This is a genomic window from Selenomonas sp. CM52 (genome assembly GCF_000292955.1).
Lineage (GTDB): Bacteria > Bacillota > Negativicutes > Selenomonadales > Selenomonadaceae > Selenomonas.
This window is the reverse complement of sequence record NZ_ALNM01000029.1, coordinates 1-25319: the sequence shown is the minus strand read 5'-3', so window position 1 is coordinate 25319 and position 25319 is coordinate 1. Positions and strand designations below refer to the sequence as shown.

General features: G+C 57.5%; 31 protein-coding genes. 13 read left to right on the top strand and 18 right to left on the bottom strand.

The genetic code is table 11. The annotated features are described in order from the left end of the window. Positions 1–12: 12 nt before the first annotated feature. From HMPREF1153_RS07355 to HMPREF1153_RS07305, 11 genes are all read right to left on the bottom strand, one after another. The gene (locus tag HMPREF1153_RS07355; RefSeq protein ID WP_009646354.1) at positions 13–540 is read right to left on the bottom strand and encodes a flagellar protein FlaG; all 528 of its coding nucleotides are present in this window, start codon (positions 538–540) and stop codon (positions 13–15) included. A gap of 129 nt (positions 541–669) precedes the next feature. Further along, complete coding sequence (gene csrA, locus HMPREF1153_RS07350) at positions 670–894, bottom strand: carbon storage regulator CsrA (protein ID WP_006193745.1); 225 nt, start codon at positions 892–894, stop codon at positions 670–672. Then, positions 895–1365, bottom strand: coding sequence for a flagellar assembly protein FliW (gene fliW / locus HMPREF1153_RS07345; RefSeq protein ID WP_006193746.1), 471 nt, complete (start codon positions 1363–1365; stop codon positions 895–897). Positions 1366–1376: 11 nt separating this feature from the next. Continuing rightward, positions 1377–1967, bottom strand: a complete 591-nt coding sequence (locus tag HMPREF1153_RS07340; RefSeq protein WP_009646288.1) for a DUF6470 family protein — start codon at positions 1965–1967, stop codon at positions 1377–1379. A 28-nt stretch (positions 1968–1995) separates the two neighbouring features. Next, positions 1996–3336, bottom strand: coding sequence for a flagellar hook-associated protein FlgL (gene flgL / locus HMPREF1153_RS07335; protein ID WP_037370207.1), 1341 nt, complete (start codon positions 3334–3336; stop codon positions 1996–1998). A gap of 10 nt (positions 3337–3346) precedes the next feature. Then, the gene (gene flgK / locus HMPREF1153_RS07330) at positions 3347–5092 is read right to left on the bottom strand and encodes a flagellar hook-associated protein FlgK (RefSeq protein WP_009646336.1); all 1746 of its coding nucleotides are present in this window, start codon (positions 5090–5092) and stop codon (positions 3347–3349) included. Positions 5093–5160: 68 nt separating this feature from the next. After that, complete coding sequence (locus tag HMPREF1153_RS07325) at positions 5161–5634, bottom strand: flagellar protein FlgN (protein WP_009646284.1); 474 nt, start codon at positions 5632–5634, stop codon at positions 5161–5163. Between the two features lie 4 nt (positions 5635–5638). After that, a complete protein-coding gene (gene flgN, locus HMPREF1153_RS07320; RefSeq protein WP_009646310.1) occupies positions 5639–6124 on the bottom strand; it encodes a flagellar export chaperone FlgN in 486 nt (161 codons plus the stop codon). 40 nt (positions 6125–6164) lie between these two features. Then, positions 6165–6458: a flagellar biosynthesis anti-sigma factor FlgM gene (locus tag HMPREF1153_RS07315; protein WP_009646328.1), complete on the bottom strand. Its 294-nt coding sequence runs from the start codon at positions 6456–6458 to the stop codon at positions 6165–6167. Positions 6459–6662: 204 nt separating this feature from the next. Continuing rightward, a complete protein-coding gene (locus tag HMPREF1153_RS07310; RefSeq protein WP_009646338.1) occupies positions 6663–7004 on the bottom strand; it encodes a flagellar protein in 342 nt (113 codons plus the stop codon). 234 nt (positions 7005–7238) lie between these two features. Further along, positions 7239–7598: an arsenate reductase family protein gene (locus HMPREF1153_RS07305; RefSeq protein ID WP_009646290.1), complete on the bottom strand. Its 360-nt coding sequence runs from the start codon at positions 7596–7598 to the stop codon at positions 7239–7241. A gap of 266 nt (positions 7599–7864) precedes the next feature. On the opposite strand from HMPREF1153_RS07305, the gene HMPREF1153_RS07300 reads away from it, so the two are divergent. Continuing rightward, a complete protein-coding gene (locus tag HMPREF1153_RS07300; protein WP_232208242.1) occupies positions 7865–8212 on the top strand; it encodes a type II toxin-antitoxin system Phd/YefM family antitoxin in 348 nt (115 codons plus the stop codon). Then, entirely contained in the window at positions 8209–8550 is a 342-nt protein-coding gene (locus HMPREF1153_RS07295; protein WP_009646327.1) for a type II toxin-antitoxin system RelE family toxin, read from the top strand. Before HMPREF1153_RS07300 ends, HMPREF1153_RS07295 begins: the two co-directional genes overlap by 4 nt. Before the next feature lie 22 nt (positions 8551–8572). Here HMPREF1153_RS07295 and HMPREF1153_RS07290 read toward each other — a convergent pair whose 3' ends face one another. From HMPREF1153_RS07290 to HMPREF1153_RS07275, 4 genes are read right to left on the bottom strand one after another with little or no spacing between them, the layout of a single operon-like run. Continuing rightward, complete coding sequence (locus tag HMPREF1153_RS07290) at positions 8573–9190, bottom strand: Type 1 glutamine amidotransferase-like domain-containing protein (protein WP_009646329.1); 618 nt, start codon at positions 9188–9190, stop codon at positions 8573–8575. A 9-nt stretch (positions 9191–9199) separates the two neighbouring features. Continuing rightward, complete coding sequence (gene mqnE / locus HMPREF1153_RS07285) at positions 9200–10321, bottom strand: aminofutalosine synthase MqnE (protein ID WP_198003330.1); 1122 nt, start codon at positions 10319–10321, stop codon at positions 9200–9202. A 9-nt stretch (positions 10322–10330) separates the two neighbouring features. Next, on the bottom strand, positions 10331–10843 hold the full coding sequence (locus HMPREF1153_RS07280; RefSeq protein ID WP_009646293.1) for an ECF transporter S component: 513 nt from the start codon (positions 10841–10843) through the stop codon (positions 10331–10333). 60 nt (positions 10844–10903) lie between these two features. After that, positions 10904–11467 carry a beta-class carbonic anhydrase gene (locus tag HMPREF1153_RS07275; RefSeq protein WP_009646303.1) on the bottom strand — a complete coding sequence of 188 codons (564 nt, stop codon included), beginning with the start codon at positions 11465–11467 and terminating at the stop codon, positions 10904–10906. 207 nt (positions 11468–11674) lie between these two features. Here HMPREF1153_RS07275 and trxA point away from each other — a divergent pair, with 207 nt between their 5' ends. Continuing rightward, positions 11675–11983, top strand: a complete 309-nt coding sequence (trxA, locus tag HMPREF1153_RS07270; RefSeq protein ID WP_009646309.1) for a thioredoxin — start codon at positions 11675–11677, stop codon at positions 11981–11983. A 164-nt stretch (positions 11984–12147) separates the two neighbouring features. Here trxA and HMPREF1153_RS07265 read toward each other — a convergent pair whose 3' ends face one another. Next, positions 12148–14250: a methyl-accepting chemotaxis protein gene (locus HMPREF1153_RS07265; RefSeq protein WP_009646322.1), complete on the bottom strand. Its 2103-nt coding sequence runs from the start codon at positions 14248–14250 to the stop codon at positions 12148–12150. A gap of 213 nt (positions 14251–14463) precedes the next feature. Next, entirely contained in the window at positions 14464–15336 is an 873-nt protein-coding gene (locus tag HMPREF1153_RS07260; RefSeq protein ID WP_009646321.1) for an NAD(P)/FAD-dependent oxidoreductase, read from the bottom strand. Positions 15337–15551: 215 nt separating this feature from the next. On the opposite strand from HMPREF1153_RS07260, the gene HMPREF1153_RS07255 reads away from it, so the two are divergent. The 3 genes from HMPREF1153_RS07255 (at position 15552) to HMPREF1153_RS07245 (ending at position 18184) form a co-directional block, all read left to right on the top strand. Then, positions 15552–15902: a hypothetical protein gene (locus tag HMPREF1153_RS07255; RefSeq protein WP_009646348.1), complete on the top strand. Its 351-nt coding sequence runs from the start codon at positions 15552–15554 to the stop codon at positions 15900–15902. A 147-nt stretch (positions 15903–16049) separates the two neighbouring features. After that, positions 16050–16961: a PD-(D/E)XK nuclease family transposase gene (locus tag HMPREF1153_RS07250; RefSeq protein ID WP_009646306.1), complete on the top strand. Its 912-nt coding sequence runs from the start codon at positions 16050–16052 to the stop codon at positions 16959–16961. Between the two features lie 26 nt (positions 16962–16987). Further along, positions 16988–18184 (top strand): glycoside hydrolase family 3 protein, encoded by a 1197-nt coding sequence (locus tag HMPREF1153_RS07245; RefSeq protein ID WP_009646334.1) that lies wholly within the window; start codon positions 16988–16990, stop codon positions 18182–18184. A gap of 490 nt (positions 18185–18674) precedes the next feature. On the opposite strand, the gene HMPREF1153_RS07240 is transcribed toward HMPREF1153_RS07245, so the two are convergent. Continuing rightward, positions 18675–19319: a lactate utilization protein gene (locus HMPREF1153_RS07240; RefSeq protein WP_037370195.1), complete on the bottom strand. Its 645-nt coding sequence runs from the start codon at positions 19317–19319 to the stop codon at positions 18675–18677. 172 nt (positions 19320–19491) lie between these two features. Here HMPREF1153_RS07240 and hisC point away from each other — a divergent pair, with 172 nt between their 5' ends. The 7 genes from hisC (at position 19492) to HMPREF1153_RS07205 (ending at position 24960) form a co-directional block, all read left to right on the top strand. Continuing rightward, on the top strand, positions 19492–20544 hold the full coding sequence (gene hisC / locus HMPREF1153_RS07235) for a histidinol-phosphate transaminase (protein WP_009646318.1): 1053 nt from the start codon (positions 19492–19494) through the stop codon (positions 20542–20544). 67 nt (positions 20545–20611) lie between these two features. Beyond that, positions 20612–21586, top strand: coding sequence for a polysaccharide deacetylase family protein (locus HMPREF1153_RS07230; protein WP_009646332.1), 975 nt, complete (start codon positions 20612–20614; stop codon positions 21584–21586). 107 nt (positions 21587–21693) lie between these two features. After that, a complete protein-coding gene (locus tag HMPREF1153_RS07225) occupies positions 21694–22767 on the top strand; it encodes a serine hydrolase (protein WP_232208241.1) in 1074 nt (357 codons plus the stop codon). Between the two features lie 104 nt (positions 22768–22871). Further along, positions 22872–23276: an Asp23/Gls24 family envelope stress response protein gene (locus HMPREF1153_RS07220; protein ID WP_006193774.1), complete on the top strand. Its 405-nt coding sequence runs from the start codon at positions 22872–22874 to the stop codon at positions 23274–23276. A gap of 91 nt (positions 23277–23367) precedes the next feature. Then, on the top strand, positions 23368–24054 hold the full coding sequence (locus HMPREF1153_RS07215) for a DUF4234 domain-containing protein (RefSeq protein WP_009646344.1): 687 nt from the start codon (positions 23368–23370) through the stop codon (positions 24052–24054). A 54-nt stretch (positions 24055–24108) separates the two neighbouring features. After that, positions 24109–24480 (top strand): DUF4234 domain-containing protein, encoded by a 372-nt coding sequence (locus HMPREF1153_RS07210; protein WP_009646315.1) that lies wholly within the window; start codon positions 24109–24111, stop codon positions 24478–24480. A 3-nt stretch (positions 24481–24483) separates the two neighbouring features. Then, entirely contained in the window at positions 24484–24960 is a 477-nt protein-coding gene (locus HMPREF1153_RS07205) for a DUF2752 domain-containing protein (protein WP_009646351.1), read from the top strand. The last annotated feature ends 359 nt before the right edge of the window (positions 24961–25319 follow it).

Genomic DNA, 25319 nt, shown 5'->3' with positions numbered 1-25319 from the left:
AATTCTTCCTCCTTAGGCCGGCTGATCCAGGAACGTGCCCAGCCATTCGCGCGTCTTTTCCATGCCCTTGATCATGTACTCGGGCGGCATCTCCTTGATGAGCTTGCCCGTCTTCTTTTCGAGCATGCGCACGCTCATGACGTCGACTTCCTTGTGGTACTCGAAGGCGATGTTGCAGTTCATGCGGCTCATGATGCGGTTGATCTCCTTCATGAGGTACGTCATCTGCGACTCGTCGACCGGCTTGTCCTTGCCGGCCTTTTCCTTGCGCTCTTGCTCTGCCGCCTCGCTCTTCGCCTTCGCCGCTTCGCTGATCTCCCGCGCCTGCAGCTGCGTGCTCAGATGCTCGTCGACGACGGCGGCGGGCGAAGCCTCGCCGGCAAGGCCGCTCGCCGCGGGGTTTTCCACGCCCGTCGCCGCTGCCTGCTGTCCGCTGTTTGCGGGTGCTGCAGGAGCGGGTGCCGGACTCCCCCCCACGGCAAGATCGGTCATCTGCATGACGGCCGCCGCGCCGAGCGCGTCCTGAATCTTGCTTATCATGTTTTCTCCCTCCATAGATAAAATATATGCAATCCCTTGTTTGCCGAGCGCTTCCTGCGCGGGGCAATACAGGAGCTTCCTGCTCCTGCAAGGAACGACTTGCTAAAGCCTTGCCCCGGATGAGGCGCTTCACTCCGTCCCGGGCAACGCGCCGCTGAGGTCGATGTCAGCAGGCGCTGCCGCCCGCTTATTCTCGTCCTGTATGGCGCGATATATCTCGCCGCGGTAGATCTTGACCTCGCGCGGCGCTTCGATGGCGATGCGGACGTTGTCCCCCTGCACTTCCACGACATGAACGACGACGTCGTCGCCAATCATGATCTGTTGGCGCGGCTTGCGCGTCAATACCAACATTCAGTTCGCCTCCCGCTCGCTTGCTTCCTTGTCCTCCGCCTTCTTGGAAAACAACTTGTGCTTCGTGCAATAGCCGCTCTTGTCGAGGACGATCTGGCATCCCTCATTCGTGCGGCTGTTGATGACGATCGGCGCAAGAAGGTTTGCCGTCATCTCGCGGATATCTTTTCCCGGAATCGTCAAGAGCGTATAAAGCAGAAGATCTTCCTGCCGCTCAAGAGCAAGGCTTTCGAGCACATCGTCTTCCAAACGGAACTCGTAATCGGGGAAGAAGATGAACGGAATCGCCATCAGGAAGGCGAGGTCAGGCGTCACCGCCGACTGCAGGAAGACGTAGGGGCTTTCCTCGTCGTATGGTATGATGATGAACTCGTGCTCGTCTTCGAAGGCAGGAAGTCCTGCAGCAAAATGAACGATCTTGCTCTCGTCTTCCTCTATTTCTCCAAAGCGCGTCGTCGTGATCTTTCTCATGTTCTTCTCCCCTATGCGTATACATCATAATGGCCGATAGATGTCCACATATGAATGGAACCTTCCACTTTCATATGATAGTCGATACTGCCCGGCTCATAGTCGTATGTGGCGAACGGATCGGAGCGTATGTCGATCGAGTGCTCGCCGACATCGGGCGAGCCTTTGACCTCGGCCGGATAGACGGTGATCTTCGGGCGTGGAATGGGCCTCAGCTCGATCTCCTTCTGCTCCTTGATCTCGGCTTCGATCTTGCCCTTCGCCTGCTTCTGGAAAAAGTCGGCATTTGGCTTCGCCGCACCGTCGATCGCCTGCCAAGCCTCCGATGAGCGGCGGCTCGTGCCGCTTTTCACGCCCGAAAGGCCTGCGTTCTTGAAGTCCGCGCAGAGGTCGGCGTCCTTCCGAAAGCCGTACGCCTTGCGGCTCTCGTAGCTGTCGATGTCGATGCGCACCTGCGTCGCGCCGAGATTCGCGCTCGCTTCGCGCCGCCTTCCTTGCATCTTGGCAGGCGTCATGCTCGTCTGAAGCTTGAAGGAGCGCGCCTGCCAGCCGAGCATGGGCAGCGTATGGCGCACGTTCAGATACGTCATATTGGAAAGCATCGCACTCCTCCTTTCTTCCGGCTTTCTCTTACCTCAAGTAATCGGTCAAGGTCGGCGGCAGGATGCGCGAGCCGACGGAGAGCGACATGTTGTAGATCGCCGACGCCTGCATGAGCTGGACGGCGAGTTTCGCGACGTCCGTGCTGTTCGTGTCGGAGATGTCCTGCTTGATGGAAACGGCGTAGTCGTCGAGGATGTCCGCCATGCCCTTGTAGACATTGTGTCGCGCCGCGATATGATCCTGCGATATGACGACGTTGTTGTGTGACTCGTCGGCGAGCGTCACGCCGTCGGAAATCAGCCAGTTGACGTCGGAGGAATCGACTTTCGCCGCCACGGTCAGCATATCGTTGATCGCCGCCGTGCCCGACTGGGTGTTGCCCGAATTTTCATCGTCAAAGATGTCTGTGCCGAAGATGTCGCCCGCCGTCGCATTGACGGTGTCGGCGGTCGGCTCGACGGCGCCGTTCTTTTTGACCATGGAGATCTGTTTGAAATCGCCTTGGTACTTGACGATCTGCTGGTCGATGGTCTTGAGCTTCAAGTTAACCGTATTGCCACCGACCGTGATGCTCTGTGACCAGCCTGCGCCCTTGCCGGCAGCAGCCGGCGGCGTCGTCGAGGCGTCCTTGATCTGCCCCGTATTGAGGAAGTTGTCTGACACGTTGAATGCGCCACCGAGGGTGCCTGCACGGTCTGCCGACGGGTTGACCTCCGTCTGCCCTGCCGCGACCTTCTTCTTGTAGCCATCCTTCATGAAGTCGTAGGAATAGATGTCGCCCGTCTTCGTGTCGAGATAATATTCATTATTGTCGTCGCCCTGGAGCGTGATCATCTGCTTCATGCGGCCCGACACGTTCGTATTGTTGAAGAACTTCGACTGCTGATCGTCGAGCGTCTTGGGCACGCCGCGCGCGACCTTCTTCTCCGTGAGGAGGAACGGCTGCGTGAGGTCGGACTGGCCAGAGAAGATGTAGCGGTCGCCCTGCTGCGAATTGCCGAGGGAGACGATCTCATGCAGCTTTGCTGTCATCTCCTTGGCAATTGCGTCCATATCCGTATCCTGGTGCGGCGACTGCGCCGCTTGAATCGTCTTTTCCTTCAACGTCTTGAAGATGTCTGCCATGCCCGAGACGGCGCCGTCCGTGCGCTGCATCCACGATTTGCCGGCGTCGACGTTCTTCTGATACTGCTCGTTCTCGTTTTGCTCCGTGCTGTAGCGAAGCCAGTTCGAGTAGCGCACGGGATCGTCCGACGGGCGGTGCAGCGACTGTCCGTCCGACTGTTCCATGAGCTTCGCCTGCTCCTCCGCGGCGGTGTTCAGCTGTTTCTGATAGCGCGAAACCATCTGCAAGCTGCCGATTCTCATCTATTTCACCTTACCTTCCCACCATCCCCGTGTTGTTCACGAGACGGTCGAGCATTTCGTCCATTGTCGTCATGCAGCGTGCGCACGCACTGTAGCCCTGCTGGAACTTGATCATGTTGGAAAGTTCCTCGTTCCAGTTGACGCCCGAGACCGACGTGCGCCAAGCCTCGATCTGCGTCATGACATCCTGTTGGAACTTGACCTTCGTGTCCATAGCGTTCGAATCGATGCCGAGTGCACTCGTCACCGAATTGTAGTAGTTGTTGAGCGAGACCGTGCCGGTCGGACGGTGCTCCGTCGGGCTGCCCGCCGTCGGGTTCTTGTATATTGTGAGGCCCGTGTCCTTCTGTTCCATGTTGAAGATGTTCGTCAAGAGAACGGCGTTGCTGCCGTCCGCCGTGCCGTTCATGTCGCTCGTCGTATGAACGACGGTACCCGCGCCCGTAAGATTCGGCGGGATCGTCGCATTGTTGTAGCCGAGATTCTGCACGTAGGAGTTCTTCGCATCGCTGTTGTCACCGAAGCCGCGTGCAGCAAGCTTGAGCTCGCCGTTCTGTGCGACGAGTTCGGCACTGACCTTCATCGCCTTGATGATTTCAAGGCCTTCAAGCTCCTCCGTATCGCCGGCCGCCGTAGAGAGCGTCGTCGTATGCGTCGTCACGGGAGGCGAGCCAGTTGTCGTCGACGCCGTACCCGTCACCTTCGCCGCGAGGAGCGACTGACGTTCCTTGTCCCAAATATAATACTTGTCATTTCTGCCAAAGAAGTTGAGGTTCGAGGTCTTGTCCTTGTCAATTCCGGCACCCGCGCGATGCTGGTCATTGAACTGCGTCATGAACGTCGCTGCGATGTTCGCGAGCTTATCCATGTACGCCTTGTCCTCCTTGATGGAGTCGACGGCAGCTTGCAGCGAGCCATTTCCCGGCACGAAGAGTGTGTTCGTATCCTTGAAAATCAACGAGTAGTCATTGACGCCGTAACGCTTATTCTCAACGGGACCGTCCATCTTGAGTTCGAGACGTGAAACGCCGTTGACGATGGACGCGCCGCCCGAGACGACCTGGTACATGCCGTTATCCATCTCGTAGACGTGCAGGCTCATGTAGCCCGAAAGTTTGTCAACAAGGAGATCTCGCTTGTCGCGAAGATCGTTCGCCATCGCACCATTCGCCTCGGCGAGCGATATATTCTTATTGAGTTCGACAATCTTCCGCGTGATCTCGTTGACATCCTTGACCTGCGTGTCCATCTCGCGATAAACGAGATCAAGCTGTTTCTGCACGTTCTGCGCCGATTCTTCGAGGCGGTCGGCAAACTGTTTGCCCGATTCAATGACGGAGACGCGCTTCGCGGGATCGCTCGCATAGACGCTGAGGTCGTTCCACGCACTGTAGAACTTGTGCATCTCGTTCTGCAGGCCCTTGGTCTTAGAATCATTGAAGACCGCCTCGATCTTGTCGTAGTTCTTCTGGCGGTACTTCGCGTAGGACTCCGTCGCCTCCTCCTGCCAATACTGCTTGTCCGCGAAAAAATCGCGGGCTCTCGTCAGCGAATCCGAATCGACGCCGGTGCCGACGAAAAGTCCGCCATACAGACTGCTGTGCTCCAATGCCCGCGTAGTCGCAGGATTCACGCGCTGGCGCGAATAACCCTCTGTATTCGCGTTCGTGATGTTGTGTCCCACCGTATCAAGGGACAGCTGATTGTTGTAAATGCCGCGAACCATCGTGTTCAGTCCGGAAAATGTTGATCGCATTCTTTCACCCTTTTCCCTCGGAAGCGCCGCCTCGCTCCTGCGAATCTGCGCTTTCTCTATCTATCCCGTCAGACGTTTGCATCAAACACCTTCGTTTCCGCGCTCGTCTGCTTCTTCCCTTTCCGCACGTCCTTCACCGTGTACGTCGCCTCTGCAGGCGTCCCCGCCATCACATTGATGTTGAAGAGGATAAACTGCATGTGGCGTTCGAGCAGGGCGCCGTTCATGGCGACCGCTTCCTGCATCTCACGCATGATCCCGTTCGTTTCCTCCAGCAGGCGTCTCGCAACAGCACGTTCTTCAGACGGAGCCGTGCGCGAGAGAAGCTCCGCGAGGTCGTGCGTTGCCGTGCCCTTCAGGAGTAGTTCCTGGCGCTTCTCTATGCGTCGCAGCTCGATGAGAAGAACCTCGATTGCCTTCGTCTCCTTGCTCATCGAATCGCCCGAACCGTCGCAAAGAGCCTGGCGCTGACGTTCCACCGCGAGAAGAAGCCTCTGACACAAGTCGATCTGCTGTCTGAGCAGCTTGATGATCTCTCCCATAGCTTCACGCCTTGAAGTCGAAGCGGCGCTCGCGCGTCACGCTTTCCTTGCCGCCCGCTCCGTAGGACGCGCCCGCCGCCGTGCCGCCGATGCGGTTGAGGTTCGCCGTCACTGCGGCGAGTGCACCTTCGGCAAGCAGCGTATTCCGCTCGCCGAGGCGCTCGACCTCCTTCATGCGTCGATCAAGCTCCTCGTGCAACGTCTCAAGTTCTCCGGCAATCTGCCGATCTGGACAGCGTGCCAGAAGCTCACGCAGTTTCATCGTCGCCTCTATGCCCGTGTCCTTTTCCGCAAGGCTTCGGAGAACCGCCTTGCGGCGCGTCTCAAGCCGCTCGATCTCCGCCGCGAACCGTTCCTCTTCCTTCACGACGCGCTCGATCGCCTTGAGATCCATCGCAGCCAGTGCCTTGTGCTTTGCCCCGCTGACTTTTGCAAGCTCCGCATAACACGAAGAAAGTGCCTTCATGACTTCCTTCATTTCACGCCACATAAGCATCCTCCTCGTGACAGCACGTCAAAACAAGGTTTTCTCAAATGCGCTGGTCGAGCATTTTCGCAGCTATATCGCGCCCGGCAACATAATAGTCACCTGCGGCGATGCGCTCTTCATAAAAACCAACTCTGTCCTCTCGAACCTTATCGTTATCCGCTTTCAAGCGGTTGAGAATCTCACCGAACGTCCTGCCTTCCTCGGAAAGCACAACGGCGTCCTTGCGCGGCGCTTCCGTCCGGTATCTGTCCTGCGTCTGCACGGCGGAAAGAGCTTCATTCGCTGCATAGACACCGTAAAGAGTCTGCACACGTCCCTGCACCTGGATGGACATCGCACCTCACCACCTTTCTTGTTATAGACGGAAACGGAGCATCCTCACTCACATACCCGTCTTTCATGAGTAGTATCGGAAAAAAATTCTTTCAGCTTAAGCGCCGCTCCATGAGAAGTTTCTGCGAAAGAGCGGCTCTCAAGCGTCCTGTTCCTTGCCAACGGGCACGGAAGTGCGCCGCCGGAAAGAAGCGGCCATCCGCCCTCAGCCGATGCGGTCCGCCCCCGCCTTGAAATCGCGCATACAGCCCGCGCAATAACGCCCGCGCGAGATCAGCGTGCCGCAGCTCTCGCATGGATAGCGGATCTCCCGATCCGCCTGCAGGAGGCGGGAGTCGTGGATCATGCGCAGGATCTCCTTTGGCTCAGCCCCCGTCCCTGCGGCGATCTCATCGAGCGTCGTCACCTCCGGATGCGCATTCACATAGCGGATGATACGCTCTTCTTCCTCGCGCTGCTTTTCGAAGCAGTCCATGCACAGTCTCTGCTTCGGCTGTGCGATAAAGAGCTTGCCGCACGAAGGGCAGTTTTTCAAATTTCCGTTCATCTTGTACCTCTCTCCGTAAAAGTAGCCAAAATATATACGCCTAATGTATCTATCGTCGCGAACGCCTCTATTCCTAAGGGAAGATTCAAGGATTTTTCCAATGGCTTCCCCCCGCCGTCAGATGCTTCCCTCCAAGGAGTAAAAAAGGCTGCACCCCAGACAGAAAGCCTGGGCACAGCCCCGAAAGCACGGATAAAACGAAGTCACTCATCCCAACGTATCTGCGACAGAAATTCATTCAAAGCGCTCCTGCCACTCCTTTTCCTTGAAGCCGACGAGGATGAAGTCAGCAGCGACGAGAAGCGGACGCTTGACGAGCATGCCGTCGGAAGCGAGCAAGTCATACTGCTCGGCCTCACTCAGGGTGGGCAGTTTGTCCTTGAGCCCAAGTTCCTTATACTTCAAGCCGCTCGTATTGAAGAAGCGCTTCAGCGGCAGGCCGCTCTTCGCGTGCCAAGCACGCAGTTCGTCGGCCGTCGGCCTCTCCTCCTTAATGTCGCGCTCCTCGACCGCAGCGCCGTGCTCTTCCAGCCAGCGACGCGCCTTTTGGCATGTCGTGCAGCGCGGATAGCATACGAAAAGCCCCTTCTTCATGCAAATGCTCCTTTCGTTCATAAGCTACACGCACAAACGTCCACTTTGTGGACATTGTGCGCCGCCCTTACAGAAGCCTAGCCAATCGGTCTGCGCCTTCGGCTTGACCTCTTGGGGCTTCATGGTAAACTACACGCATAAAACAGTTCTTTTCTCGACCATGCGTTATACCACTGGATACTCTGCTCCGATCCCCGCAGCAGAGGTGTCGACAAATTCGTTGCCATTTTATCGACATCTTGCTATACTGAACGCAGAGTACCTGCATGATCTGGAAAGGATGGTTCATCATGCCGCAAATACGCCCGCTTCCCCCTACGATTCCCATCACAGCCTTCAATCGCGGCCAAGCCGGAAAAATTTTCTCCAACGTAAAACAAACCGGCATGACGGTCGTTATGAAGAACAATGAACCGGAGTGCGTCCTGCTGTCGCCTGCCGATTACAACGCCCTTGTCGAGCGCTTAGAAGACGCTGACCTTCTGCATCTCGCCTCCGAAAGACTGAAAGACTTCGACAGCAAAGAGCAGGCGGCTATTCCCTTTGAAGAAGTCTGCAAGCGAAACGGCATCGACCTTCCTTCTCTCGATTTTGAGAGCTTTGAAATCGAATGATGTGGCAAGTACAGTTTCTGGAAGCAGCGCAAAAAGATTTCGAGAGTCTTGACGGCAGTCAAAAGCAGGAAACGGCAAAAGCCATCTGCAAGGTTTCTCAGAATCCACTGCCTGCAAGTGAGGGCGGCTACGGCAAGCCATTGGGCGCACATGCCGACACGAATCGCGTCGGTCTATTAAAAATCAAGCTGAAGCGTGCAGGCATCCGTATCGTCTACAAACTGGTGCAAGACCGCGATCACATGCTTATCATCGTCATTGGTCTGCGCAGCGATTCTGCCGTATATAAAACCGCTGCACGCAGAATTGCAAAACTTGACGACAGTGAGTCCCTATAAGCCTAAGCGGAGCCGATCGCACCTACGCTTCTCTCTCCACTCTGTGCTCCGCACCATCAACAATCACTGCCTCACTGTTGTCCATTGTCAAAAATTCCAGTTTCCCATCGTATACACGAAGCGTTTCTTCCACAGCTTCAACAAACGGTTCTTCTCCTCGATGAGGCAAAATATAAAAATCCACAACAGATAAACCGCTCATGTCTTTTAGGTCTGGTGCGGCTTTTTTGTCGTCCATGATTTGACCATAGGCAATATCCCTAGCCGTGATCATTGCTCCTGCCGACTCTCCGATATAAAGCATCCCCTCTTCAATTCTCTCATGCAAAGCCCCCAGAAGATTTTTGCGGCGCAGCTCCTGCAGCAAATAGAAGGTATTACCGCCTGAAACATAAAGGCTATCGCACATTTGCAATTCTCGTTCACATTCTTCCCGTGCGAATTTGCTAAAATCCATACGTTTCACACGGTAGCCAAGAGCGGCGAATGTATCCGCCGCTTCCTCCACATAGTCGGTATATTCTTCGACATTCGCCGCCGTTGGAACGAAGAGAATCTCTTCCGGCCTTTTCTCCTCCAACCATGTTCCAACCAACGTCTTCACTCCGGCCAAATAAGATGCTAGAAAAAGTTTTTTCATTTTTCCACCTCATTCATACACATGAAGGATATTGAAGTTGCAGTCACATGCCGCGGGGATGCGGCCGGCTTCCTTGACGATGCGGATGATGCGGTCCTCCGTCAGCGCGCGCGGGCTCTTCGCGCCCGCGTCGTGCAGAATCGTCTCCTTGTGCACCGTGCCGTCGATGTCGTTCGCGCCGAAAGCGAGCGCTACCTGGGCGACAGGGACGGTCAGCATGACCCAATACGCCTTGATGTTCGTGAAGTTGTCGAGCATGAGGCGCGAGATTGCCATCGTCCTGAGGTCGTCCCACATCGAGGTCTGAGAGATGCCGCTTTCCGCGGCAAGAGCCGTATTCTTCGGCAGGAACGGGAAGCAGATGAAGGTCTGGAAGCCGCTCGTCTCGTCCTGCAGAGAGCGCAGCGCGAGCAGATGGTCGACGCGCTCGGCGAGCGTCTCGATATGCCCGTAGAGCATCGAGGCGTTCGACTTGATGCCGAGTTCATGCGCCGTGCGCGCAGCGTCGAGCCACTCCTTCGCCGTCGCCTTGTTCGGACACAGCTCTTCGCGAATGCGGTCAGAAAGGATTTCCGCACCGCCGCCTGCGATGGCGTCAAGTCCGGCCGCCTTGAGCCTTTCCAGCACCTCGCGCACGGAAAGCCCCGAGATCTTGGAAAAATGCGTGATCTCGACGCCCGTGAATCCCTTGAGGTAGAGCTTGGGAAACCTTTCGTGCAGTGCCGCCAGACGCGCGAGGTAGTCATCAAACGTCCACGCAGGATGCAGCCCTGAGACGACGTGCAGTCCCGCAAGGTGCGGATCCTTCATCGCATCCTCGACGACGGCGATGGCGTCGTCCGCCGCCATCTCGTAGGCGCCCTTGTCCTCGGCATCGCGGCCGAAAGCGCAGAACTTGCAGTGCGCACGGCATATATTCGTAAGGTTCACATGGCAGTTCACGTTGTAGTAGACGACGTCGCCGCATTTTTCGCGCCGCACATGGTCGGCGAGTGCACCGAGCCAGGCGATGTTCCTGCAGTCAAAGAGGCGGACGCCGTCCTCGCGCGTCAGGCGCTCTTTCGCCAGCACCTTTTCTTCAATATCTTCATAGCCCTTGGGAGCGAGCAATTCCGTCACTTCTTTCCTCATCCATAAAATTCAAGCCTTGCGCAGAAAACGCCCGCGCAAAAACGGCAGGGCGGCAAGCGCCAAGGCGCTGTTGACGACGCCCTCCACGAAAAGCCCGGGGAAAGAGGCCAGCGCCGCCGCAAAGCTGTCGTAAAGGACAGCACCTGCGAGCGTGTAGGCCGCCGCCATCCAAAGGCTCGCGAGAGCCAGCGCCGCCGCGATCCGCCAGAGCCCGCTTCGCTCCTGTGCCATGCGGCAGACGATTTCCGCCATGACGAACTTGATCACGAGTGTCGGCACGATCCAAAGCGCGAAGCCGCTCATGAAGTCGGCAAGCGCCGAGCCGAGGCACGCGGCAACGAGCGCCGAGCGCCGCGGCGCCAAGAGCGCGAAGAGAAAGATCGCGGCATCACCCAAATGCGCGTAGCCGAGCGGAATCGGGATATGCGGCACGAAGGTGGCGAGAAAGACGATCGCCGTCATCAGCGCTGTCAAGACAAGATCCTTCGCGGCAAACTCACGGTTCTTTCTTCGAACAACCATCACGACTTCTCCTCCGGCATACCTGCAGCAAAAAACTGCTCCTCATATCCGATGCTGTCTTCACGCATCGCCGCTCTCGATCAGGTCGACCTTGCCCGTCCTCGGGTGCAGCATCAATCCATGAATCTTGAGATCCTTCGGCAGCAGCGGATTCTCGCGCAGTTTTCGGACAACTTCCTTGACATTTTCCGCCGGGTGGCTGAAGCTGTCCGCCCAATGCACAAGCTCCTCGCGCAGGGGCGCGATCGCCGCATCGTCAACGCCGCGCGCGTGCATGGCCTCGATGAGGCTCTTCGCCGTCGTCTTCGCCATGCCGCATTCGTCGTGTCCGACGACGAAGATCTCCTCAATGCCGAGCTCGTATGTCGCAACCATGAGGCTTCGCACAACACCGTCGAAGGGGCCGACGAGCGTGTTGCCGACGGTCTTGACGAATTTCGCGTCGCCGCGCTTTAGCCCCAAGGCAGGCTCCAAAAGCTCTACAAGGCGCGTGTCCATGCAGGTGAACACGGCGATTTTCTTCTTCGGCAGCTTGCTCTCGTGCACATCCTCCCCCGTGTAGTCGACGGGCGGGTTCTTGCAGTACGCCTCATTCGCCTGCAGCATCTCTTCCAATCGTGTCATGGAATCCACCTTTCCAGGGAAGCACGAATAAATTCAGCGATTCCCCATCATTATTTTTCGTTCATCATTGTAGTGGAAAAAGCGCGATATTGCAAGAGATTTGACGGCAAGACGGAAGAAATCGCACGCCTTCCCGCTTTTCCCGAGGAAAAAGATGTGATATAATGGCGAAAGAGCTCCATCAAAAAAAGATTGCGAGGGATAAACATGAATGCAATAGAGATTACAAAGGAAAACTTCGAGAGCGAAGTCACGGCCGCCAAGGGCGCGGTACTGCTCGACTTCTGGGCGCCGTGGTGCGGCCCGTGCCGCATGCTCACGCCCGTCATCGATGAAGTGGCTGCAGGGCATCCCGACCTCAAGGTCGGCAAGGTCAACATCGACGAGCAGCCCGATCTCGCCGTCCAGTTCGGCGTGCAGTCGATTCCGACGCTCATCGTCTTCAAGGACGGAAAGAAGACGAAAGAATCCGTCGGCTTCGTGCCGCGCGAGATGGTCGAGAGCCTGCTCGACTGAAGGGATCGCGGATAAATTCCGCACTTCCTCAAGACGTACGAGAAAGAGCCGCCATGGTTTTGCAGCCGTGGCGGCTCTTTTTTTGATAGGCGCTGCATCCATCCGTGCTTCTTCAGATGAATACGAACTGTATGAGCAGCATGTAGCAGCCTGTGCCCGCCCACCTACGCGCCGCGCTCGATGTTTCGGATCAGGAGGTTGATCGCCTCCATGCGCATATTCGCCGACTCGCTGACCTTTTCCAGCTCGCTGACGGAGCGCGCCGACTCGGCGATGTGCACGAGGCTTCCTTCGAGCGTCTTCTGCAGCACGGTCATCTGCTCGTTGAACTGCGCGTCGAAAGCACGAATCTTCTTCTCCATTTCCTCGTTTGCCTCCATGATGGCGTCGATCTTGCGCACTTCGTTCAGCAGCTTTCGCACCGCCTCGTCGGATGCCGTGAGGTTTTCCTGCGTCGTGCCCGATAGCTTGCTGACCTCCTGCGCGACGACGGCGAAGCCGCGTCCCGCCTCGCCCGCACGCGCCGCCTCTATGGTCGCATTCAAGGCGAGCAAGTTGATCTGCGAAGCGATGCCTGCAATCAGGCGGATGACCTCGTCGATGCGCTTCGTGTCCTGCGCCAGCTTTTCGAGCGTCGGCCCAATCTCCTCGCCTTGGCGCACGATCTGCGCGAAGAGCTGCTTCTGCTCGGCCGAGCCGTCCGAAAGATTCTTGAGCGCCGCCTGAATCGCATGAACCTCATCGGCAATGCGCGTGATGGAGGCGATGATCGCAGGAATCTTCTGCTGATAGTCGCGGAACATGGCGACAAGGTCATCTTTGAGTGCCCCCACATGCGCCTGCCGGTCGATCATGCGGCGGAAGAAAAAGGCGTCGCAGTCGGCGTAGATGCTCGCGAAGTTATCAATGTAATCATCGCGGAAACTCACGCCCGAAGGCACATGATAGAAGAAGAGTGCCGTCAGCGTCTCGTTGACATGCAGCCCCGCGATTTCGCCGAAGCTCGAAAAGCCTGCGACAGGCACATCGCGGAACTCGTCAATGTGCCCCGTCTCCGACGCATAGCAGAGGCGGCGCAGGATGCAGTCGTTCAGAATACCGCCGAGCGGCGCAGGCTTGCCGCGCTGGAAATCGGTGAGACCCTTGGCGAGCGTATCGGCGAGAGAGCCGCGCTTCATCAGATGAAGCCGCTCGCCCGTCACGATGTCGCAGTAGAGATTCAGGCGGCCTCGCGCATGGTCGAGCGCACTGACCGAGCGGATGAAGAAGTCTTCGTTGATATCGGAAGCGAACGTGTACTTCTGCATTGCCGCATCAAGATCGGCGGCAGAATGCACGCCAAGCGTGCGCTTCAAAGCCTCCAACGCCGGCAATGTCTCGCCCGACGAAAGCTGCAGCGTCTCGACGGAGCGAAGCGCCGTCGAGGCCTTGTCGATGATGAAGGAGGTATCCGTCTTTTCGACCGCCTGCGTCTTGAAGATGCCATAGCGGTAGCCGCGCCTGAGACGTACGAGCGTGATGACGGCATGATCTTCAAGACTCGCTTCGCCGTCGTAGACACAGGCGCGCCCGTGCGCATCAGGGGCAGACGAGCCGCCGATATAAGGGCACGGGAACTTGCGCGACTCGTAGAGCGCCTGCATGAGGAACGTCTCCGAGCGCGAAAGCCCGTCGATGTAGACGAGCGCGAACGTGTGGTAGAGACTGATGCGAAACGGCGGCACATGCCGCTCAAGCTCGCCCTTGATCGCCTGGAGACGCGCCTCAAGGCTCATGTCGATGCGATCCGCCTTCAAGTCCTGCGAGTGGAGCGGCACGCTCATCGTGAAGACGTCCTCGATCATGCGGCGCGAATATCCCTGCAGAAGCACGCGTGCGCGTCCTTCGCCGGCCTCCTGGTAGAGCGTCGCGCTGCCCTGCGGACGACAAAGCTCACCCGCGTCCGTCATGAGCACGACGCGCACCTCCTTGCCGAGCGCCTGCTGCACAGCTCTGCCGACGTCCGTCAAGTCGAGATCGGGCGAGACGAAGCCGAGGACGAGCGCCGCGCCGTCGGGCAGGGAGGCGATGGGCGCGAGGTTTTCCCGCGCGATCTCGCTTCGATGCAGGTAGCAGACGGCGACATCAGCGCCCTGCAAGTCTCTGCCTGCCGGCGCTCCGTTCTGCGCGGCCGCCTTTTGAACCTGCGGCAAGGGCTTCGCATCCACGCGGTCGCGCAGAGAAGATTTCCCTTCCTCATCTTTTCTGCTCTTCAAAAAATCAAACACCTTCGAACCTCCTGACAAAAGAAGCACGGATAAATTCGGCCGCCTATCCTTACACTTCTATGCGGCCTCAACTTATCATCATTTCCCAAAGAAACCAACCGGACACGCCCGCGCCCAGCTGCCGTACATACCTTGACCATCATTATAGCATGGAAGGGGCGTCTCTTCCCAATTTTTTCAAAGAAAACTTTCCTTCAGCCGCACGTCTTCCATTCAAGCCTTTTTGCCGCGCAAAAACTTCAGCGCCGAAAGCCCCGCGACCGCGCCCTCGTGCACGGCCTTCGCCACCTGCAGGAGCCCGCCCGTCGCATCGCCCGCGGCAAAGACGCCGGGCACGTTTGTCTCCATCTTCTCATTCACTTTCAGATATACGCCGTCGAGAAGAATTCCGAGTTTCTTGGCAATCGCCGTGCTGCCCGCCGTGCCGAAGGCGACGAATATGCCGCTGACGGGAAGCGTCGCGCCGCCCGCGAAGACGACGCGCTCGACCCTGCCCTCGCCCTCGACCGCGGCGAGCCGTTCCGTATGCACGAGAAGCCCTGCCGGCACATGCGCGGGCGCCGCCTCGCCATTCGTCAAAAGATGCACCTTCGCCGCGTGCGTCAGGAGCGCCGCAGCTTCTGCAAGCGCATAGTCACCCGCGCCGAGGACAGCGGCCTCCTTGCCGCGATAGAAGAAAGCGTCGCAGATCGCGCAGTAGCTCACGCCGTGCCCTTCCAGCTCCTTGAGTCCTGCGAGCGGCGGCGCGAGGCGCGAAGCTCCCATGGCGAGAACGACCGCATCCGCTTCGAGCGTTCGATGCACGAGCTCGGCGACGAAGCCATCCATCGTATCCTTGAAGCGCAGGCCGACAAGCTCGCCTTCGACGAAGTCCACGCCGAGGCGCTTCGCGCCCTCGACGCCCTGCGCGGCCAATTCCCTGCCCGTCAGCGGCTCACCGAAGCCATAGTAGTTTTCAATCTGCTCCGCCTTTTCGAGCGCACCAACGCCGTTCGCAACGACCGTGACCGCCGCCCCGCCGCGCTTCGCGTAAACAGCCGCCGAAATGCCCGCAGGCCCCTGTCCGATGACAAGAAGATGCTTCATGCCTGAATCTCCTTTCCGTTCCAAAGGAAGCACGAATAAGCTCAAGCGCCCATCTTCGCATATCCGGACGACTCCATCTCAGCCGCGCTTCCACCGTTCTTCCATTACTATACTACGTAAATTTCCCGCGCTTTGTCAATAACCGCTTGCAATTCTGCCCCATTTCTTCTATAGTCGTAATAGGCAATGTCAACGAAAGAGAAAGGATGTTGTTCATGGACAAGCAAACCCTCATTGAAAAGGTCAAAGAGATCGTCAGCGCCCCGAGCTGCTACGAAGGACTCCGAAAGCTCGGCGAAGACTGGCTCGCCGCCATCGGCACGGACGCGGAAAAGAAGCTCTCCGAAAAGCTCATCGCCGCTCTCAAGGAAGATGTCTCCAGCATCGACGCCTCACTCGCCTTCTTCCAGTCCGACGAAGCGAAAAGCATCTTCGGCAACGAAGAAGCTGCAAACCTCGCAAAGAAGGCCGAAGAGTTCAAAGCTGCCGGCAACAAGATCTGCTTCTGCCCCGCCTGCCAGGCAGGCAAAGCCGTGCTCGAGAATGCGAGCGTTCTGCTCAAGTAAGACACGGAATCAAACAGACTGCCAAAGCCGGATGCAGAAAAAGCTGCACCCGGCTTTTCCTGCATCGAGAAGCGCGAATGCTTGCCAATGGGACGGATTTTTTATAAAATATGAGGTAAGCGAAGCCTCGTTGCAAAGGAGCGGCACATGACGATTTTCAACACGCCGGAGCGACAAAAAATCTATCGTGACATCATCAAGAAACTGCGTTTGATTGACGACGCTTTTTTCAACAGCTGTTTCGACGGCGACATCGCCTGTATGGAACTTTTGCTGCAAATCATCTTTGGCAATCCGCAACTGCGCGTCAAAGAAGTATTGACGCAAAGATCTGTCCCAAACCTCTTCGGACGCGGTGTGCGTTTCGATGCAATTGCCACTGACGGTGAGCGCATCTTCGATGTCGAAGTCCAGCGCGATGACGAGGGCGCCGATCCCAGGCGAGCGCGCTACAACAGCTGCATGATGGACGCACGCGAGCTCGACAAGGGAAAGGACTTCAGGGAACTGCCCGAAACCTACGTCATCTTCATTACGGAACACGATGTATGGAAAGGCAATCGACCACTCTATCATGTGCAGAAGTCCTTTGCTGAAACAGGAGTCGCCTTCGACGACGGCGCACATATTATCTACGTCAATGCCGCATATCAAGACGACACGCCGCTCGGTCGCCTGATGCATGATTTCTTCTGCGAAGACCCCGACGACATGCATTACAGCGTCTTAGCAAATCGAGCGAGATTTTTCAAAGAAAACGAAAGGGGAGCCTCCACCATGTGCAAATTAATTGAAGACCTCGTCAAAAGTGACTTGGAACACATTCTCAAAGCCGAAGTAGCCGAAGCCGAGGTTCGCGGTGAGGCCCGCGGTGAAGCTCGCGGTGAAGCTCGCGGTGAAGCTCGCGGTGAAGCTCGCGGCAAAGCACATGGCGAAGAACGCGCCTTTCTCAGCAGCATCCGCAATCTGATGAAGAATGCGGGCGTCTCGGCAGAAAAAGCCATGGATCTGCTCGGCATTGACGCCATGGCTCGCAGCAAGTATATGTCGTTGCTATGAAACACACTCCCAGCAAGGAACCAGCCATGACGAAAAATCGCGCGAACCGCAAGACCTCCCTCGTTCCTCTGCTCCTCTGTCTGACCATCTTCTGCACTAGCCTGCTCCTCGCGGGCTGCCTTGCGCGCTCTGACGATGCCGCCTCGAAAGATTCCGCTGCGAGCCATACGCAAAAAAGCCTCTCGCCCGATGAAAAAGCGGCCGCCATTGTACAGAAGATGAGCGACGCCGAGAAGGTCGGGCAGCTTCTCATGATCGGCATACAGGGAACGGAGCTCGATGCGGACAGCCGCTTCATGCTTTCGGAGTACCATGTTGGCGGCATCATTCTCTTCGACCGCAATATGAAGAGCCAGGAGCAGGTGCGCGCGCTGAACGATTCCCTGCAGAAAAATGCCTCGGATGCAGGACTGCCGCTTTTTCTGGCCATCGACGAGGAAGGCGGCGCCGTCGCTCGCATGAAGGAGGCATTCCCGCCGCCGCCTGCCGCCGCAGAAATCGGCCGCACGGGCGACCCCCAAGCGGCATACCGCTATGCCGCCGACACGGCGCACGGACTCAAGGCGATGGGTTTCAACCTGAACTTCGCTCCCGTCGCCGACCTCGGTGCGACCTATGGGCGCTCCTATGCCGACGATGCCGCCACCACGACAAAGTTTGTCGCCGCCGCCCTCGAAGGCCACGCGGACGCCGGGCTTCTCGCGACGCTCAAGCACTTCCCCGGTCTCGGACGCGGCGAGAGCGACACGCATGAGGACACGGTCACCGTGCACGCCGACCGCGCCACCCTCGAAGCGAGTGACCTCGTGCCGTTTCGCGAGATGATCGCCAAGAGGAACGCTGCAAAGAATGCGAAGGGGGCGAGCGGCTGGTTCGTCATGGCAACGCACACGATGTACCCGGCGCTCGATGCCAAGAATCCTGCCAGCCTTTCGCCCGCCATCCTGCAGGGTCTTCTCCGAGAAGAGCTCTCCTACGACGGCGTCATCGTGACCGACGACCTTGAGATGGGCGCGATCTCCCGCCACTATGGCTTCGACCGCGCGGGCGTCGAAGCGATCCTGGCGGGCGCAGACCTCGTGCTCGTCTGCCACGACTACGCGCACGAAACCGCCGTCTACAACGGCCTCCTGAAAGCCGTGAAGAGCGGCGAGATCTCCAAAGACCGCCTCGACGCTTCCGTCCGGCGCATCGTCAAGGCAAAGATCGAATATCTCGAATAGCTGCTTGCAATCATAGCCGAGAAGATTGACAGCAACGTACAAAAAATCTATAATTACAAAAGAAGAGTGACTGGCGGGTGGTAGCGTCGGTTTCTCCTTCGGAAATTTTTAGTTTCATTGGAAAGAGGAGCCGCCGCAACCGCAGAGCGGTTCTTTTTTCTACTTAGAATCTAAGCAGATGAAAAGTGATGTCTACTGCAAGCGCAAGCGCTGCAATGAGAAGTGAGAGCTTTTCATAAAGCGTCACACACATCACCTCCTCGCATGGAGGAGAACCGACTGAAGCCAGTCACTACGGCGATTATAGCATAGGAATTGCCGCAAGGAAAGCGCCAGCCTCTACTATAACGAAAACCATGTTCTGAGAATCTTATCGCAACCATTTTGAAGACCAGCCGTCATGGCAAGCTGATATAGCAAGCAGCCTCCTGTTTCGCCAAGCGAAGTGCAGGAGGCTGTTTGCGTTCATGCAGCGTCTTCGTAACTCTATCTACAGCCCCAAACACTCCTCAATCAAAACCAGTTCCATCGGTCGATAGCTCATCTTCTTGTAGTGGATCGTCAGTGCGTTGCAGATGCGCTCGGGGCTTGTACAGTCGTAGCACCTGTCGCCCTTTGCGGCGCACGGCGTGCGCTTCTTCTTCCTCGCTGCATTTTGTGGCGCAGCAATGGCGTGGATGCGCTCGATTGCCGCCTCCACATCCTTGACGAGCTTGTTCACGCCGCAGACGAAATACGTCTTCTCATGACCAAAGAGAGAACCTGCGATGCGGTTTCCCGCGCCGTCCATGTTGACGATCTGCCCCGCCTCCGTGATGGCGTTCGCCGACAATAGGAAGACATCGGTCATCAGCGCCTCCCTGCCTGCCGCGAGGAAAGCCTCCAAACCGCCGCTGTGACCGCTCCTCGCGGGATCTATGACCTCGTTTTTCACGCTGAGCTTCTCGTAGAGCCTCAGTGCTCGCAGCGTCTCCGAGTCGCCGAAGCCCACGCGCTTTCCTGCGATCTCCCGCGCGAGGTAATCTGCCGCCTCCTCCTTCGTCTGAAACAGCGATACGTCGTAACGATTGCGGCGAAACGCTTCAAGCGTGCGCTCGATGCGCTCCTTTTCACGCACTTTTCCATCTTCCGTCATGACTTTCTCTCCTTCCGTCAAACACGCGAAAAATCCCCTCTTTACCCTAAAGAAATTTTCGGCAAAAGCCGCCGCTTTCCTGCCGCCCCCTTGCCCTTCGAGCAAAAAGGACGTAGAATAGAAAATATACCTTAAGAAACCGCTTATAGCATAATGAAAACGAGGGAAAGCCATGAGCCTGTACGATAACATCCGCCGCGTCACCCCCTACGTCCCCGGCGAGCAGCCTGCGGGCAAGGTCATCAAACTGAACACGAACGAATGCCCCTACGCGCCCTCGCCGCGCGTCGCCGAAGCCATCGCCGCCTGCGACGCCGGCCGCCTGCGCCTCTACCCCGAGCCAGACTGCCACACTTTGAAGGAAGCGATCGCCGCGCATTACGCGGTCAAGCCAGACGAAGTCTTCGTCGGCGTCGGCTCCGACGACGTGCTCGCGCTCGCCTTCCTCACGTTCTTTGCCGGGCAAAGGCCCGTGCTTTTCCCCGACATCACCTACTCCTTCTACGATGTCTGGGCTGAGCTTTACACCATCCCCTACGAGACCGTGCCGCTCGCCGCAGACTTCACGCTCCGCCCCGAAGACTACGCGCGTGAAAACGGCGGCGTCATCTTCGCGAACCCCAACGCGCCGACGGGACTCGCGCTTCCCCTCTCAGGCGTTGAAGAAATCCTCGCGAAGAATCCCGAATCCGTCGTCGTCGTCGACGAAGCCTACGTCGATTTCGGCGCAGAAACAGCGCTCCCGCTGCTCAAAAAATACGAGAACCTCATCGTCGTGCGCACGATGTCGAAATCGCGCGCTCTCGCCGGCATGCGCATCGGCTACGCCTTCGCAGCAAAGCGGCTCATCCGTGCCATGGAGGACGTCAAGGCGTCGATCAACTCCTACACGATGACGACGCTCTCTCTCGCCGCAGGAAAAGCCGCCATCGAGGACGAAACCTACTTTCAGCAAACGCTTGGAAAAATCATCAAGACGCGCGAGGAAACGAAGGCGTCTCTTCAAAAGCTTGGCTTTTCCGTCACGGAATCGAAGACGAACTTCCTCTTCGCGCGAAATCCCGACATCCCGGCACAAACGCTCTTCGAAACCTTGCGAAAGCGCGGCATCTATGTGCGCTACTTCAAGAAACCGCGCATCGACGAACACCTGCGCATCACCATCGGCACGGACGAGGACATGAAGCAGCTTCTCGAAGAACTCCGCTGCCTCAGCCAAAGGTGAAAAATGCGCCAGGACGGAGAAACGGAATGTAAGAAATCACGGAACATACGGAAAGGATGATTTTGTCTTGCAAAAGAACACGGAAAACACCAGCGGCAAGAACTTCCTGCAGAACCGCCACGCGAAGATGTTCGTGCTCATCGCTTGCCTCATGATCGCCTGCATCGCAGGCTGGCGCATCGCATGGAGCGAACTTCATACGGAAGATAACGCTGCGGAACCCTCGACGGCACAGACAACGGACAGCGGCGCTCCCGCAGCCGACCCTGCGAAAAAGACGCCGCCGAGCGGCAACTACGTCGTCGTCAGTGACGACTTCAGCAACCTCCAGATCACCGATGCGCAGACGCCCATCTACGACATCTATACGCTCGCCGAACGCCGCGAAAAAGGCCTTCCCACCGAGATGCCGGACCTCACCCCCTATACGATGCCGAATGTCGCCTACCTGACCTTTGACGACGGCCCCGACGCGAAGAACACGCCTGCCATCCTCGACATCCTGAAAGAGCGCGGCATACACGCCACCTTCTATGTCATCGGCAGCATGGCAGAAGCGCACCCCGACGTCCTCAAGCGCATCTTCGCCGAAGGCCATGCCATCGGCAACCACAGCTACAGCCACCGCTACGACATTCTCTATCCGAACAAGGAAAACTTCCTCGAAGAGATTGTCCACACCGATGAAGTGATCTACAACATTCTCGGCGTGCGTCCGCTCATCGTCCGCGCCCCGGGCGGTGCCGCCAGCATGTTCAAGCCCGGCTACAGCGCCATGCTCAAGGAAAACGGCTATGTGAACCACGACTGGAACGTCAGCAGCGAAGATGCGACGGGCAACAACGTCAGCGTACAGAAAATCCTCGGCTCGATCAGCTACACCTGCGCCAACCGCCCCAAGGATCGCGGTGCCATCGTCCTCATGCACAGCAAGGACGGCAAGGAAACGACGGTCGAGGCGCTGCCCGCCATCATCGACATGCTGCAGGGCGCAGGCTTCACCTTCGGCGTCATGACGCCGCGGACGGCGCAGCCGTGGTAAAGAAGCGCACGCAAAAATCGGGAAAAGCCGGCGAACGTGCAGAACTGCAAAGGAAGCTCAATCGTCTCCACGCGGATAAAAAAACGCCGAAGAAATCCTCCTCGTGGATGAAAAAGGCGATGCTCTGCACCACCCTGCTCATCCTCGTGCAAACTGCCCTCTGCCTCGGCGTCGCCGAATACATGTGGCAGAAGCAGAACCCGGACAAGCCCTCGCCGTTCCTCGTCGCCCTTCTCAATGGCAGCGACGCCGCGCAAAAAGAACTGCAAGAGCATTGGCAGAGCCTTACGAGCGCCGTGCGCGCCAAGCAAAGGGGCGGCGAGGCAGAGGCGGCGGAACGCAGCGTGCAGCAGGATTCTTCGGCTGCAGCAGCTAAGAGCGCACCACCTGTGCCGAAGCTCGCCGAACGCGGCAGCGACCAGGAAGCGCTGCGCGCCGACTTCTCCGCCATCCTCGCCCAAAAATCTCCCGACTGCTCCGTCTTCCTGCTGCGTCCGCGCGAAGAAAAAGAGCCGCTTCTCTACCAGTCGCATGCCATGCAGCCTGCGAGCATGATCAAACTCTTCATTCTCGCCTACGCCATGCAGCAGGCGAAAGACGGCACTATCTCCCTTGCCGAACCGCTCTCCATCACCGAGGCGAACATCGTCGGTGGCGCAGGGCAGCTCAACTGGTACGACAGGGGCAAGCAGCTCACGATCGAGCAGCTCTTGGAGCGCATGATCACGGACAGCGACAATACTGCGACGAACATCCTTATCGACCGCCTCGGCATCGAGAACATCGACGGCTACATCCGCCAGAAAGGATACGCAGACACGTGCCTGCAGCACAAGATGATGCTCTCCAACCAAGGCCGGCCGAACCTCTCCAGCGTCAAGGACATCGGCACGCTCCTTTCGCTCATCTACCGCGGCGAATGCGTCGACTATGAGCACGACAAAAAGATGCTGCAGATCCTCTCGCGCCAGAAGGACAAGGACTGTCTGCCCTCGGCACTCCCCGCCTTCCTCGTCGCGAACAAGACGGGCGAAATCACAGGCGTCTACGCCGACGGCGGCATCGCATGGAGCGACGCGGGCGACCTGATCCTCGTCGTCATGGACGAGAACTGCCGCGACCGCCAAGAGACGATTGCTCTCTTTCAGCGAATCGCCCAAAGAGCCGCCGCCTCGCTCTGATGCTTTGCAAACCGATGTCGTTGCCACCCATGTGATTTTCTGTTATACTGGAATGGCAGAGATATTGAAGAAGTTGTTTTAGTAGCAGCAAGGAGGTTTTTTCCATGGCAGAAGATACAGCTCCGCTCATGACGAGCAACGAAGGACTCGGCTCGATCCGCGTCGCCGATGAGGTCGTCAGCGTCATCGCGGGACTCGCGGCGATGGATGTCGACGGCGTCGCAGGAATGAGCGGCGGTCTCATCGGCGGCATCGCCGAGATGCTTGGCCGCAGGAATTTCTCGAAGGGCGTCAAGGTCGAAGTCGGCGAGCAGGAAGCCGCTGTCGATCTCTCCATCGTCGTGACCTACGGCGTCGACATCCGCCACGTCGCAACCGACGTACAGAAGAACGTGCGCCGCGCCATCGAGTCCATGACTGGTCTCAAGGTCGTCGAAACGAACGTACAGGTGCAGGGCGTCGTCTTCCCCGAAGAGGAGAAGGAAGAGCCTGCCGCACGCGTGCGCTGAAGAAGAAGCTCCATGAGGCAGGCGCCCCATGGAGCTTCTCTCGTAAAAGAGCCATTTTGAAGGAACTCTAATATTTGATAAGGAGGTTTTCATGCAGATACAGAAGCGCGACATCGCGCTCTCCATCGTCTTGACCGTCATCACCTGCGGCATCTACGGACTTTACTGGATGTACAAGCTGACGAACGAGATCCACGCTCTTTCGGGCAAGCCGCGCACGGTGGACGGCGGCACGGCCGTACTCTATACGATCCTCACCTGCTCTCTTTACTTCTACTACTGGCTCTACAAGATCGGCGGCGAACTCGTCGAACTGCGCCGCGAAAACGGCTTGTCTCCCGACTCCGTGAGCAACAAGACGTATACGATCGTCACCATTATCATGACAATCATCTACATCGTCTTCACGATGCTCGAATACACCTTCCAATTCATTCTCAGCGCCGCTGCGGAAGCCGCCCCGATGCATCACGATTCCACCGAAGATGCCATGGCCATCGGCATTGTCATCCTGGCATTCATCATCGGGCTTCTCGTCACTGCCATCGTTCAGGCCATTCTTTCCGGCATCGTCCTCTGGGCGGTCTACAAGCGCAAGGACGACAGTCCGACGCTCGTTTACCTGCTCATGGCGATTCTGCGCACCTACAATTTCACCATGGCATTCCTGCAAGCCTCGCTCAACGACTTTCTGCAGCAAAGGAACTGCGGCGCACCGTCCGAACCCATCTTTTCGGCAGATGCACCGCGCGTATCTCTGCAAAAGCCGCACGCCTAGCGCTCGCCAAGAGCCACCGTTTTTATCCTGTTCAACCAGAAAGGAAGATTCCTCATGACAAAAAGAAGCATTCCCCTTGCCATCGTTCTTTCCTTCATTACCGTCGGTCTCTACGCCCTTTATTGGGTCTATATGCTCACCGAAGACGCCCATGCAGCAGCAGGCGAGCGTACGACAGCTTCAGGCGGCATGGTCATCCTCTTCTCCTTCCTCACCTGCGGCATCTACAGCTTCTACTGGCTCTACAAGATGGGCGAGACCATCGTCATGGCGAAGCAGAAACGCGGCATGACGGCAGACACGAACCTCCCCATCATCTATCTCGTCCTCGCCCTCTTCGGCTTCGGCATCATCAGTTACGCCTTGATGCAGAGTGCGCTCAACGCCATCATCGACCACGATGGCGGCGCATCACAGGCTTTCTAAATCATGAACGATACAAAAAGCAAGAAGCCGTCCGCTCTCGGGCGGTTTCTTTTTGCCGCAAAAAACATCACAGGCAATGCAGAAGGAGCAGCAAGATGGCTTGCTGCCGAGCAGCGAACACGCGCCAAGGTCATTTTTCAGCGCTATGCCCTGCTCCTCGCCGTCGGCATCGCCTATCTCATCTTCTGCCGCACGACGGGGCTCAGCCTGCCATGCCCCTTCCACGCCATGACAGGACTCGACTGCCCCGGCTGCGGCATCACTCGATTGATGCTCTCGCTCTCCGAAGGCGACCTCACTGCCGCGTTCCATGCGAATGAAGCCATATTCATGCTAGGCCCGATTCTGTGCATCTTTCTCCTGCGCGACGATCTACATTGGATTCTGCACGGCGAAAGAAAAGAACCGCCTCGCCCCTTCGTTTTCTTCCTCCTCATCGTCTTCGCAGCTTTTACGATCTGGCGCAATTTTTTGCGGTAAGCAGATGATCGGGATACTCATGGGAGGTTGGCTTGCAGTTTCCTCAAGTTCCCTCCCTCAATATGTCCAAATAAGATTCCTGCCTATTTAAGGAAGCACCGATAAATTCAGCCGCCCATCTTCACACATCTGCGCTGTCCTCTCGTCGTCGACAAAATCTCGACGTAGCACCGTTACGCCTGTGTTTTGTCTCCTTGCTGAGCCGTCCAAGAGGCAAGTCCGAAGGACGCAGGCGATTGGGCAAAGGCTCGTATGCGAAAACGTCCCAAGAATGCAAGCGCGAAGCGCGCCGCATGATTGGTTGACGTTGACCGCTATAGATACAGCGCATCTGTGCAAATCTGGGCGACCTCATTTTA